Here is a 12,478-nt window from a genome sequence, read left to right as displayed (position 1 = left end):
GCGGCGCTTGTTGCGGTCCCGGCTCTCCGCTTCGCTGCGGCCGGGATGACACTGCTTTTCGGCGCTATACCAACCCCACCACTGGCTTGGCCCCCGCGCTGTCCGGGAAGACCTTGCTTTCCAGCGCCGCGCGGTCAACGCCCATGTGCTCGGCCAGCACGCCCTTGAACAGGCCGCGCATGTCGAGGGTCGGGGCGGTGTCGCGGTTCTCGAACAGGGCGTTTTGAGCCAGGCCCGGCCAGTCGCCAACGATGCCGCCGCGCTTCAGGGCGCCGCCCAGGATCAGGCCCGTGGACGCCGTGCCGTGGTCGGTGCCGCCGGTGCCGTTGACGCGGGCGGTGCGGCCGAACTCGGTGACGGCGATGACCACGGTGTTCTTCCACTCCGGCCCCAGGCCCGTATGCAGGCCGTCCAGCACCGCGTCCAGATAGGACAGGCGGGTGGCGATCTGGCCGGTCTGGCCGGCGTGGGTGTCGAAACCGTCCAGCGAGATCGCCGCGATCTGCGGGCCGCCGGTCTGGATCATGAAGCCGCCCAGGGTCGAGCCGAGCTTGCGGGCGGCCTCGGCGCCGGCGCGGTTCTGGCGGTCATTCGCCATTGTTGGGGACATAGTCGCGGGCTGAGCCATCGCCGGCGTCGAGGCGGCGGCGACGTTCATCGCTGGAGTCGGGGCCATGGCGGTCATGGCCTGCTGGGCCATGGTCTCGGTCTCCAGACCGCGCGCGAAGGCCGGGCCCAGCAGCGGGTCGGTCTTGTAGAGATCCTGCAGCAGGGTCGGCAGGCGGGCGGTCTCGTCGACGCCCTTGCCGGGCGACCAGCTGGCCGCCTGGACCTTGCCGCGCAGGATCAGCGGGGCGGTGGTCCCGACCGACAGGCCCTCGACCTTGCGAACGGGGGCCAGGGCTTCCAGCGTGCGGTTCAGCCAGCCAGTCTCCGTGCCATAGACGTGGGCCGCGCCCGTCTCCAGCACGTCCTGGGCCTCGAAGTGCGAGCGGGCGCGGTCGGGGCTGGCGATGGCCGGGGCGATGCGGGCCTCGCCCTTCATGGCCAGCTTGTGGACGGCGCCGAGCTCAGGATGCAGACCGAAGGTGTCGTCCAGCATGCGGACCTGGTCGCGCTGCAAGGCGATCGAGCCGCGCAGGCCGGCATAGTCGGGATCGCCGACCGGCGGCGACACCGACAGGCCGTCCATGCCGCCCCGGCAGATGACGACGACTAGCTTCTTCCTGGCCAGATCACCCTCGGTGGCGGCGAAGGCCTGCGACCCCATGAAATTGACGGTGATGCCGAGGCTGGCGCCAAGGCCCAGCAGCGAGCGGCGGTTCATCTGGATGGTCATCGGCGTTGAAACTCCGGGCTCATCACGAGGAGGGCGAAGGCTTCGCGGCGGGTCTCGGCCCGCGAGACGGCCTTGGCGACGGGTGGGGTCAGGCGATCGCCCAAGGCCGAGACGGCCAGCGCGTTGGGATCGGTGCGGTCGGCGACCGCGGCGGCGAAGCCCTGCGCCCACTGCATCCGCTTGATCAGGGCGTCGGGCGCGGCCCAGGTCTGGGCGTCCTCGGCCCAGCCCTTGGGGGAGGGGGCCGAGAAGGGCTTCTGACCCAGGCCGGTCAGGATCGGCGCCAGGCGCTCGATCGCCGACGGCTCGGCGCCGATCAGCCGCCAGGTCGACAGGGTGTATTCGTAGGGCGTCTTGAACTTGGCCGGGGTCGGATCCCAGGCCTCGGGGCTCTCGACCAGAGTCTTGGCCACGGCCGCCAGGTCGCCGCCGGAGGCCATCCAACGCTTCTCCAGCCGCTCGGTCAGAGAGGGCGGCGGCGTGTCGGAGACGAAGTGGCGGGCGATCTTGCCGCAGACGTGGCGGGCGGTGCGCGGATCGGCGGCCAGGTCCTTCAGAACCGACAGGCCCTGCTTCATGCCCTGGTCGCCATAGTGACGGCCCATGATCGTGCGCGCGCCCGGCTCGTGCGCCGGCTCGCGGAAGATGAACTGGCCGGCGCGGTCCTCGTTGTCGCGGCCCAGCGAAAAGCCGGTCAGCGCGCGGGCGAACTCGGTGACGTCGGCCTGAGTGTAGCCGGCGTCGACGCCGACCGTGTGCAGCTCCAGGATCTCGCGGGCCAGGTTCTCGTTGAGGCCGGCCTTGCCGCCCTGGCGGCGTCCGACATAGGTCGCGGCGCGGCTGTTGGGGCCGATAGACTGGGCCTGGTCCAGATAGGTCAGCATGGCCGGGTGGGTGGACGAGGCGACCAGCAGGTTCTCGAAGCTTCCGAACACATAGGGCCGGATCGCCTCGCGCTCGAACGGGCCGATCAACACCGAGGTGAGCTGCTTGGTGGCCGACACCGTGAAGTGGTTGGCCCAGAACAAGGCCCAGCGCTCGCGGAAAGCCGCCGGTGTGTTGGTCGCCAAGCGGGCGCGGGCCAGGAAGTCGGCGCCGACCTTATCGCGAAGCTCGCGCTGAGCGTCCACGAAGGCCCTAGCCTTTTCGGAGGGGGTGTTGGCGTCGACCTCGCCGTCCTTCTTCTGGCGCTCCATCTTTCGCTGTTGCTGATAGGCGCGCATCTGTTCGAAGCGGACGGCGGAGGTTTCGCCGCCATCCTGCGGGATGTCGGCCCCCTCACGGCGGATCTGGGCGGTCAGGAAGCCTTGCGGATCGGCCTTGGCGGCCTCGATCTCGCCCGGGCGAGCCCCGAGACCGAAGCGGGTGACGGCGATGGCGGCCATCATGTCCTTGGACGGTAAGCTCAAGTGGCGCTCTCCCTTGCGCGAACTCGCGACATTGCCCATTCAACGCCTGCCGCCCGTCATTCCGTCGCGGGCGACCCGAAAACGAGCCCGCCCGTGTCCGACAAGTCCGAACTGCTGCTGAAGCCCAAGCGCTTCTACAAGGTCGCCGCCGCGGCCCCGGTGGAGGGCGGGTTCGCCGTGCAACTGGACGGCCGCACGCCCAAGTCGCCGGCCAAGAAGCCGTTGATCTTGCCCACCAAGGCCTTGGCGGACGCCGTCGCCGCCGAATGGGACGCGCAGGTCGAGTACATCGACAACAGCCTGATGCCGGCCTCGCGCCTGGCCTTCACCGCCATCGACCGCATCGCCGAGACCCGCGCCGAGGTAGCCCAGGAGGTCACCGCCTACGCCGCGTCCGACCACCTCTGCTACCGCGCCGAGCACCCGACGCCGCTGGTCGAGCGCCAGGATCGCGAGTGGGGCGCGATCCTCGACTGGGCCAAGGCCGAGTACGGCTTCGTCTTCACGCCGGTGAGCGGGATCATCCACCAGCCGCAGCCGCCCGTGACCCTGGCTGCGGTCGAGGCCTTGGCCTTGACCCTGGACGACTTCACCCTGGCGGGGGTGGCCTTCGCCGCGGGCCTGTTCGGCTCGACCGTGCTGGCCCTGGCCGTGCGGGCCGGCCGCCTGACCGGCCAGCGGGCGCTGGACCTATCGCGCCTGGAGGAGATGTTCCAGGCCGAGCAGTGGGGTCAGGACGCCGAGGCCGACGCCCGCGCCGAGGCCCTGGCGGTCGAGGCCATGATGATCGACCGCTGGTTCGCGGCGCTGCGCTGAACGCTCCGCCGAAGGCTCATGCTGCGCTGCCGCAAGGTCCGCCTTGCCTGACGCCTCTGGCCTCGCTAGGGCTGGGTTCATAAGGTGGGACAGCCGCCAGAAGAAGATCCGGGCAGGGGAGTACGCGCGTGCAGCACATTCTCGAGGAACTCGACCGTCGTCGCGAGCAAGCCAAGGCCGGCGGCGGCGAAAAGCGGGTCGCGGCCCAGCACGCCAAGGGCAAGCTGACCGCCCGCGAGCGCATCGACCTGCTGCTGGACGAGGGTTCGTTCGAAGAGTTCGACATGTTCGTCGAGCACCGCAGCGCCGACTTCGGCATGCAGGACCAGAAGATTCCCGGCGACGGCGTCGTCACCGGCTGGGGCACGATCAACGGCAAGGTCGTCTACGTGTTCTCCAAGGACTTCACGGTGTTCGGCGGCAGCCTGTCGGGCGCCCACGCGGCCAAGATCGTCAAGGTCCAGCGCCAGGCCATGAAGGTCGGCGCGCCGATCATCGGCCTGTTCGACGCGGGCGGGGCGCGCATCCAGGAGGGGGTCGACAGCCTGGCTGGCTACGCCGACATCTTCCTCGAAAACGTCATGGCCTCGGGCGTCGTGCCGCAGATCAGCGTGATCATGGGCCCTTGCGCCGGCGGTGACGTCTATTCGCCGGCCATGACCGACTTCATCTTCATGGTGAAGGACACGAGCTACATGTTCGTGACCGGCCCCGACGTCGTGAAGACCGTCACCAACGAGGTGGTCACCGCCGAGGAGCTGGGCGGGGCCCGGGTCCACGCGGCCAAGTCGGGGGTCGCCGAGGGCGCGTTCGAGAACGACCTCGAAGCCCTGACCCAGGTGCGCCGTCTGGTCGACTTCCTGCCCTCGTCCAACCGCGAACCCGCGCCCGAGCGCGAGAGCTTCGACGAGCCTTATCGCGACGAGGCCAGCCTCGACACGCTGATCCCGTCGGACGCCACCAAGCCGTACGACATGAAGGAGCTGATCCTGAAGATCGTCGACGAGGCCGACTTCTTCGAGATCTCCAGCGAGTGGGCCAAGAACATCGTCTGCGGCTTCGCCCGGATGGACGGCGAGAGCGTCGGCATCGTCGCCAACCAGCCGCAGGTGCTGGCCGGGGTGCTGGACATCGACTCCAGCCGCAAGGCGGCGCGCTTCGTGCGCTTCTGCGACGCCTTCAACATCCCGATCATCACCCTGGTCGACGTCCCGGGCTTCATGCCGGGGACCAAGCAGGAGTACGGCGGCCTGATCAAGCACGGCGCCAAGCTCTTGTTCGCCTATGCCGAGGCCACGGTGCCGAAGATCACGGTCATCACCCGCAAGGCCTATGGCGGGGCCTATGACGTGATGAGCTCCAAGCACCTGCGCGGCGACCTGAACTACGCCTGGCCGACCGCCGAAATCGCGGTGATGGGGGCCAAGGGGGCGGTCGAGATCATCTTCCGCCAGGAGGCCAAGGACCCGCAGGCCTTGGCCGCCCGCGAGGCCGAGTACAAGAACGCCTTCGCCAACCCGTTCGTGGCGGCGTCGCGCGGCTATATCGACGACGTGATCATGCCGCATGGCACGCGCCGGCGAATCGTCCGGGGCTTGAAGAGCCTGAAGGGCAAGGAACTCTCCAATCCTTGGAAGAAGCACGATAACATCCCGCTGTAGGAAGCGGAGGCTCGGCGCTTGGAAGACTGGACCCAGGCCCTGGCGCCCTTCGCCGGCGTCGGCCTGGCGTTCGCGCTGGGCCTGCTGATCGGCGTCGAGCGAGGGTGGTCGCATCGGCTCGAGCCGGATGGAGCGCGGGTCGCGGGCATGCGCACCTTCGCCTTGCTCGGCCTGGCCGGCGGCGTGGCCGGCGAGGCGACGGTCCGCGTCTCCCCTCTGATCGGCGCCGCTATACTGATCGCGGCGAGCGCGGCCCTGCTGATCGGCTACGCCCGCGCCGCGGCCAAGGACGACCTCAGCGCCACCACCACCGTTGTCGGAATCATCACCCTGGGTCTGGGGGCGCTGGCCGCGGCCGGGCAGTGGTCGCTGGCTTGTGTGCTGGCCGCCCTAATGACCCTGGTTCTGGCTCAGCGCCGAAGACTGCACGCCTGGCTCGAGGGACTGAGCGAACTCGAACTCCAAGCCATCGTCCGTTTCGCCCTGATTTCGCTGGCGATACTGCCACTGCTGCCCGACCGCGCGTTCGGCCCGATGGACGCCTGGAACCCGCGGGAAATCTGGATGGTCGTCGTGCTGGTGTCGGGCCTGTCCCTGATTGGTTACGCGGCGAGCCGCAAGCTGGGCGCCAAGCAGGGCGTGCTCATCACGGCGGGCGTTGGCGCGGTGGTGTCCTCGACCGCCGTGACGGCGGCGCTGGCGGCCCGCATTCGCAAGGCAGACGGCGATGCGACGGTCCTGGCGGCCGGCATCGCCTTGGCTTCGACGGTGATGTTCGTCCGTGTCTTCGTCCTTGTCGCTGTCCTCGCGCCGTTCGCCCTGACTGCCCTGGCGCTCGTGGCGGCGCCGGCGGCGCTGGTTGGCGCGGCCTATGTCGGCTGGGCCTTGCACCGATCGCCGCCGCCGGGCGCCGACAATCCCGCGCCCTCGGTTCGCAATCCCTTCGACCTCGGCCCTGCCTTGCTGCTGGCGGGCTTGGTCATGGTCATCACCCTGGCCGCCCGCTGGGCGATGCAGGCGTTCGGGGACGCGGGTCTGGCCACGGTGCTGGGTCTTTCCGGCATGGTCGATGTCGACGCGGCCATCATCGCCATGAGCCGCCTGCCGGCGGGCAGCCTTAGCCCAAAGGTCGCGGGCCTGATCCTGGCCGCGCCGGTCTTGGCCAACACCCTGGTCAAGGCGGGCCTGGCCCTTGCCATCGCGCGCGGTCGAGCCGGCTTTCGCGCCGCCGCCCCGCTACTATTGACGGCGGCGGCGGGCCTGACCGGCGTCGCGGCGCTAGTGTTGTTGTTTTAGAGCGCGCGCCCTCGTCTTGGGTATGGGGCCTCGAGGACGCATGGCTTTCGTTTCCCGTCCGACCCTTCTATATGCGGACGCTTTCTAGCGTTCCCCGACTCCCCCGAAAGGCCGCGCCCGCATGGCTCGCATCCTGATCACCTCGGCCCTGCCGTACATCAACGGCATCAAGCACCTGGGCAATCTGGCGGGGTCGATGCTGCCGGCGGACGTCTATGCGCGCTTCCAGCGGGCCCGGGGCCACGAGACGCTGTACATCTGCGCCACCGACGAGCACGGCACCCCGGCCGAACTGGCCGCCACCGCCGCCGGCCAGGACGTCGCCACGTACTGCGCCGAGCAGCACGTGCTGCAGCACGATGTCGGCCGCGCGTTCGGCCTGTCCTGGGATCATTTCGGCCGCTCGTCCTCGCCGCAGAACCACCGCCTGACCCAGCACTTCTGCCAGGCCTTGGAAGACCACGGCCTGATCGAGGAACGCGTCGACCAGATGGTCTATTCGGTCGACGACAAGCGCTTCCTGCCCGACCGCTATGTCGAAGGCACCTGCCCACACTGCGGCTTCGAGAAGGCGCGCGGCGACCAGTGCGACAACTGCGGCAACCTCTTGGACCCGACCGACCTGATCGATCCGTATTCAGTGATCTCGGGCTCGCGGAACATCGAGGTGCGCGACACTCGCCACCTCTACCTGCTGCAGACCAAGATGGCCGACAGAATCCGGGCCTGGGTCGACAGCCACGCCGACTGGCCGCCGCTGGCCCGCTCGATCGCCTACAAGCACCTTGACGAGGGCCTGATCGATCGCGGCATCACCCGCGACCTGGCCTGGGGCATTCCGGTGGCCCAGGACGGCCTTCCGCGCCCGGGCTTCGAGGACAAGGTCTTCTACGTCTGGTTCGACGCCCCGATCGAATATATCGCCGCGACCCAGGAATGGGCCGACGGCGGGCCCGACCGCGACTGGAAGCGCTGGTGGCGCACCGACAGCGGCGCCGAGGATGTCCGCTACGTCCAGTTCATGGGCAAGGACAACGTCGCGTTCCACACCGTCAGCTTCCCGGCCACCATTCTGGGGTCGGAAGAGCCGTGGAAGAGCGTCGACATGCTCAAGGCCTTCAACTGGCTGAACTGGTACGGCGGTAAGTTCTCGACCTCGAACCGGCGCGGCGTGTTCATGGACGCGGCCCTGGAGATCCTGCCGCCCGACCTGTGGCGCTGGTACCTGACCGCCAATTCGCCGGAGAGCAGCGACACGGCCTTCACCTGGGAGCAGTTCGCCAGCGCCGTGAACCGCGACCTGGCCGACGTGCTGGGCAACTTCGTCAACCGCATCCTTAAGTTCAACGAGAGCAAGTTCGACGGCGTCGTGCCGGCGGGCGGCGAGCCGGGTCCGCTGGAGGAGAAGCTGTTCGCCGACGTCTCGGCGCGCCTGGCGGATTTGGCCGAACAGATGGAGGCCATCGAAATCCGCAAGAGCGCCCAGGCGCTGCGAGCCCTCTGGGTGGTCGGCAACGAATATCTACAGGAAGCCGCGCCGTGGACCGCGATCAAGACCGATCGCGATCGCGCCGCTGTCATCGTCCGCACGGCCCTGAACCTGGCGGCGCTTTACGCCAAGCTCTCGGCCCCGTTCATCCCGTTCGCGGCCGAGAAGATCGGCGAGGCGTTCGGCCTGGACTTCCCGGCGCAATGGCCCTCGAACGACGCTAAGGCCGAGCTCGACAGGCTGACCGTCGGCCAGGCGATCACGGTACCGGATGTCCTGTTCAAGAAGATCGAGGACGACCAGATCGCCGAATGGACGGCCCGCTTCGGCGGCGCGGAATAGGTGACGGGGGCGGGAGACAGCGCTGAACGGGGCGGCCTCCCGACCCTCGCCCGTCTCTGCCTGTTCTACGCCGCGATCTATCTGAGCTCCGGCGTCAGCTTGCCCTATATCGGCACCTATCTGCGCTCGCGGGGCATGACCGGCGGCGAGATCGGCCTGATCCTGGCCGCGCCGCTGCTGCTCAAGCCGTTCACCGGCCCGGTGTTGGCGGTCTGGGCCGACGGCTTCACCCTGCGGCGCACGCCGATGGTGCTGCTGCTGGTCGGGGCGGGGCTGGGCTATGCGGGCCTCTTGGCGACCAGGAACCTTTGGTGGCTGATCCTGGCCTGGTTCATCGGCCAGACCCTGCTGTCGACCGTCTCCCCGCTGATCGACGTGATCACCCTGCGCCGAGCGCGGACCGAGCGCTTCAACTACGGGATCCCACGCGGCACCGGCTCTTCCGCCTTCATCGCCGCCAACCTGGCCATGGGCGCGATCCTCACCTTCGCGGCCCCGACCATCATCGCGATCTGGATCGCCGTGGCCTGCCTGGTCGCCGCGGTGGCCGCGGCCCTGGCCGTGCCGCCCGAACGGGTCCACGCCGAAGGCGCCAAGCCTGCCCGGTCCGAACGCTGGAAGGGGCTGGGCGACCTCGTTCGGGACCGCACCTTCGTGCTGGCGGTGGTCACGGCCGGCCTGATCCAGGGGGCGCACGCCTTCTATTACAGCTTTTCGGCCATCCTCTGGCGCAAGCAAGGGATCTCCGAGCCAATGATCGGCGTCCTGTGGGGCGTCGGCGTGGCGGTCGAGGTCGGGTTCATGTGGTTTCTCGAACCGCTGCGCCGTCGCTGGGGTCCCGAACGGTTCCTGATCCTGGGCGCGGCCGCCGCCGTGCTGCGCTGGACGGCTTACGCGTTCGAGCCGCCGCTGTGGGCGCTGTTCCCGCTGCAGGGCCTGCACGCCCTGACCTTCGCCGCCAGTTTCCTGGCCTCGCTGCGGCTGATCGAGAAGCTGACGCCGCCCTCCAACGCCTCGGCGGCTCAGGCGATCAACTCGGCCCTGTCGTCCGGCTTCACCCTGGGCGTGGCGACCCTGGCCTCCGGGCCGCTGTTCGACGCCCTGGGCGCGCGAGGCTACCTGGCCGTGGCGTTCATGGCCCTGCTGGGCCTGGGCGGCGCCATCCTGCTGAGCCGGAGAGCCAGACGTCAGATCGTGTAGTCGATCTCCTGGCCTTCCAGCCACGCCACGATCCGCTCGGCGGCCTCCACCGGGTCGATCGCGGTGGTGTCGATCCGCAGCTCCGGCTTTTCCGGCGCTTCATAGGGGCTGTCGACGCCGGTGAAGTTCTTCAACTGACCCGAACGGGCCTTCTTATAGAGCCCCTTCACGTCGCGGGCCTCGGCCACGGCCAGGGGCGTGTCGACGAAGACCTCGATGAACTCGCCCGGCTCGAGGATGTCGCGGGCCAGCTGGCGCTCGGCCCGGAACGGCGAGATGAACGCGGTCAGCACGATCAGGCCGGCGTCGACCATCAGCTTGGCGACCTCGGCCACTCGGCGGATGTTCTCGACGCGGTCCTCCTCGGTGAAGCCGAGGTCCTTGTTCAGGCCGTGGCGGACATTGTCGCCGTCCAGCAGATAGGTGTGGCGTCCCAAGGCGTGCAGGCGCTTCTCGACCAGGTTGGCGATGGTCGACTTGCCCGCGCCCGACAGGCCGGTCAGCCAGACGACCTGGCCGCGCTGGGCCTTCAGCGCCGACCGCGAGGCCTTGGTGACGTCGGTGTGCTGCCAGTGAATATTGTCGGCCCGGCGCAGGGCGAAGTTGATCATGCCCGCGCCGACGGTGCGGTTGCTGAGGCGATCGACCAGGATAAAGCCGCCCATCTGGCGGTTGTCGGCATAGGCCTCGAACGGGATGGCCTGGTCGAGCGACAGGTTGCAGACCCCGATCTCGTTCAGCTCGAGCCGCTTGGCCGCCGTCTTCTCAAGCGTGTTGACGTTCACCCGGTGCTTGATCTCGGTGACGCTGGCGCTGACCGTTCTCGTCCCCAGCTTCAGCAGATAGGTGCGACCCGGGGGCAGGGGCTCGTCGTCCATCCAGACGAGCGTGGCCTCGAACTGGTTGGCGACAGGGGCTGGGGCGTCGGCGGCGGCGATGACGTCGCCGCGCGAGATGTCGATTTCGTCTTCCAGGGTCAGGGTCACCGACTGGCCGGCGACGGCTTGGTCGAGGTCCCGCGGCAGGGTGACGATGCGCGCCACCCGGCTCTCGCGACCCGAGGGCAGGGCGCGGATGCGGTCGCCCGGCTTGATCGAGCCCGAGGCGATCAGGCCCGAGAAGCCGCGGAAGTCGAGATTGGGGCGATTGACCCACTGCACCGGCATGCGGAACGGGTTGGCCCGCAGGTCGTCCTCGACCTCGATGCTCTCCAGCCAGTCCATCAGGATCGGGCCGTCGAACCACGGCGTGTGCTCGCCGCGCGCGGCCATGTTGTCGCCGCCGAGGCCCGAGATTGGGATTGGCGTGAAGACCGCCAGGCCGATCTGCTCGGCGAAGGCGCGATAGTCGGCGACGATTTCGTCGAACACCGCCTGATCCCAGCCAACCAGGTCCATCTTGTTCACGGCCAGCGCCACGTGGCGGATGCCGAGCAGGGACACGAGATAGCTGTGGCGGCGGGTCTGGGTCAGCACGCCCTTGCGGGCGTCGATCAGGATCACGGCCGCGTCGGCGGTCGAGGCGCCAGTCACCATGTTGCGCGTGTACTGCTCGTGGCCGGGGGTGTCGGCGACGATGAACTTGCGCTTCTCGGTCGAGAAGAACCGGTAGGCGACGTCGATCGTAATGCTTTGCTCGCGCTCGGCGGCCAGGCCGTCGACCAGCAGGGCGAAGTCGATCGCGCCGCCCTGGGTGCCGACCTTCTTCGAATCCGCTTCGAGGGCTGCCATCTGGTCCTCGAAGATCATCTTGCTGTCGTACAGCAGGCGGCCGATCAGGGTGGACTTGCCGTCGTCGACGCTGCCGCAGGTGATGAAGCGCAGCAGCGACTTGTGCTGATGCTGGCGCAGATAGGCGTCGATGTCCTGGGCGATCAGGGCGGATTGATGGGCCATCTCAGAAGTACCCTTCCTGCTTCTTCTTCTCCATCGAAGCGGACTGGTCATGGTCGATGACCCGGCCCTGACGTTCCGACGTCGTGGTCAGCAGCATCTCCTGGATGACCTGGGACAGGGTGGTGGCTTGGCTCTCGACCGCGCCGGTCAGCGGGTAGCAGCCCAGGGTTCGAAAGCGGACGCTCTTCATCTGCGGGACCTCGCCGTCGCGCAGGCGGAAGCGGTCGTCGTCGACCATGATCAGCGCGCCATCGCGCTCGACCACCGGCCGCTCGGCCGCGAAGTACAGCGGCACGATCGGAATGTTCTCGAGTTGGATGTACTGCCAGATGTCCAGCTCAGTCCAATTGGAGATCGGGAAGACCCGCAGGCTTTCGCCGGGATGCTTGCGGGTATTGTAGAGGTTCCACAGCTCGGGACGCTGGTTCTTCGGATCCCAGCGATGCTCGGACGAGCGGAACGAGAACACCCGTTCCTTGGCGCGGCTCTTCTCCTCGTCGCGCCGCGCGCCGCCGAACGCCGCGTCGAAGCCGTACTGGGTCAGCGCCTGCTTGAGGCCCTCGGTCTTCCAGAGGTCGGTGTGCAAGGCGCTGCCATGGTCGAACGGATTGATCCCGCGCGCCTCGGCGTCGGGGTTCTTGTGGACGATCAGGTCGAAGCCCAACTCGGACGCCACCTTGTCGCGCAGGGCGTACATGTCCCGGAACTTCCAGGTCGTGTCGACGTGCAGCAGCGGGAAGGGCGGCTTGCTGGGATAGAAGGCCTTGGCGGCCAGGTGCAGCATCACCGCGCTGTCCTTGCCGATCGAATACAGCATGACCGGCCGCTCACACTCGCCCGCCACCTCGCGCAGGATGTGGATGCTCTCGGCCTCCAGGCGCTGGAGGTGCGTCAGGCGCGCCGGCGAGATCACGGCCCCCGTGGGACTTAGTGTCGGATCTGGGGTCATCGGGTCCGGCGAGTACGCGGCGGGTGCGAATTGGGTAAGGGCCAAGGCGAGGGTCCGCAAAGGAAAAATGTCCGGGCCCGTC

The 12,478-nt window shown here is 68.5% G+C and carries 9 protein-coding genes; 5 read left to right on the top strand and 4 right to left on the bottom strand.

Annotated elements, in window-relative coordinates:
• Positions 1-64: 64 nt before the first annotated feature.
• Together ABIC66_RS22025 and ABIC66_RS22020 are read right to left on the bottom strand one after the other, a co-directional pair.
• On the bottom strand, positions 65-1,339 hold the full coding sequence (locus ABIC66_RS22025; protein WP_354073153.1) for a DUF1501 domain-containing protein: 1,275 nt from the start codon (positions 1,337-1,339) through the stop codon (positions 65-67).
• Positions 1,336-2,787 carry a DUF1800 domain-containing protein gene (locus ABIC66_RS22020; protein ID WP_354073151.1) on the bottom strand — a complete coding sequence of 484 codons (1,452 nt, stop codon included), beginning with the start codon at positions 2,785-2,787 and terminating at the stop codon, positions 1,336-1,338. Before ABIC66_RS22020 ends, ABIC66_RS22025 begins: the two co-directional genes overlap by 4 nt.
• Positions 2,788-2,841: 54 nt before the next feature.
• On the opposite strand from ABIC66_RS22020, the gene ABIC66_RS22015 reads away from it, so the two are divergent.
• The 5 genes from ABIC66_RS22015 (at position 2,842) to ABIC66_RS21995 (ending at position 9,552) form a co-directional block, all read left to right on the top strand.
• Positions 2,842-3,564 (top strand): ATP12 family chaperone protein, encoded by a 723-nt coding sequence (locus ABIC66_RS22015; RefSeq protein WP_354073149.1) that lies wholly within the window; start codon positions 2,842-2,844, stop codon positions 3,562-3,564.
• A 128-nt stretch (positions 3,565-3,692) separates the two neighbouring features.
• Entirely contained in the window at positions 3,693-5,225 is a 1,533-nt protein-coding gene (locus ABIC66_RS22010) for an acyl-CoA carboxylase subunit beta (RefSeq protein ID WP_354073147.1), read from the top strand.
• A gap of 18 nt (positions 5,226-5,243) precedes the next feature.
• Positions 5,244-6,521: an MgtC/SapB family protein gene (locus ABIC66_RS22005; protein ID WP_354073146.1), complete on the top strand. Its 1,278-nt coding sequence runs from the start codon at positions 5,244-5,246 to the stop codon at positions 6,519-6,521.
• A gap of 121 nt (positions 6,522-6,642) precedes the next feature.
• Positions 6,643-8,352, top strand: a complete 1,710-nt coding sequence (gene metG / locus ABIC66_RS22000) for a methionine--tRNA ligase (protein ID WP_354073144.1) — start codon at positions 6,643-6,645, stop codon at positions 8,350-8,352.
• A complete protein-coding gene (locus ABIC66_RS21995) occupies positions 8,353-9,552 on the top strand; it encodes an MFS transporter (protein WP_354073142.1) in 1,200 nt (399 codons plus the stop codon).
• Here ABIC66_RS21995 and cysN read toward each other — a convergent pair.
• Together cysN and cysD are read right to left on the bottom strand one after the other, a co-directional pair.
• On the bottom strand, positions 9,540-11,447 hold the full coding sequence (cysN, locus tag ABIC66_RS21990) for a sulfate adenylyltransferase subunit CysN (RefSeq protein ID WP_354073140.1): 1,908 nt from the start codon (positions 11,445-11,447) through the stop codon (positions 9,540-9,542). The genes ABIC66_RS21995 and cysN overlap by 13 nt on opposite strands.
• A gap of 1 nt (position 11,448) precedes the next feature.
• On the bottom strand, positions 11,449-12,441 hold the full coding sequence (cysD, locus tag ABIC66_RS21985; protein WP_354073138.1) for a sulfate adenylyltransferase subunit CysD: 993 nt from the start codon (positions 12,439-12,441) through the stop codon (positions 11,449-11,451).
• Between the last annotated feature and the right edge of the window lie 37 nt (positions 12,442-12,478).

Source organism: Caulobacter sp. 1776 (assembly GCF_040545685.1).
In the GTDB taxonomy this organism is placed as follows: domain Bacteria; phylum Pseudomonadota; class Alphaproteobacteria; order Caulobacterales; family Caulobacteraceae; genus Caulobacter.
This window is presented reverse-complemented; position numbering and strand designations above follow the sequence as displayed.

Coding starts and splice junctions, on each gene's coding strand:
- ABIC66_RS22020 (WP_354073151.1), bottom strand. CDS start 2,787: ATGGGCAATGTCGCGAGTTCGCGCAAGGGAGAGCGCCACTTGAGCTTA.
- ABIC66_RS22025 (WP_354073153.1), bottom strand. CDS start 1,339: ATGACCATCCAGATGAACCGCCGCTCGCTGCTGGGCCTTGGCGCCAGC.
- metG (WP_354073144.1), top strand. CDS start 6,643: ATGGCTCGCATCCTGATCACCTCGGCCCTGCCGTACATCAACGGCATC.
- cysN (WP_354073140.1), bottom strand. CDS start 11,447: ATGGCCCATCAATCCGCCCTGATCGCCCAGGACATCGACGCCTATCTG.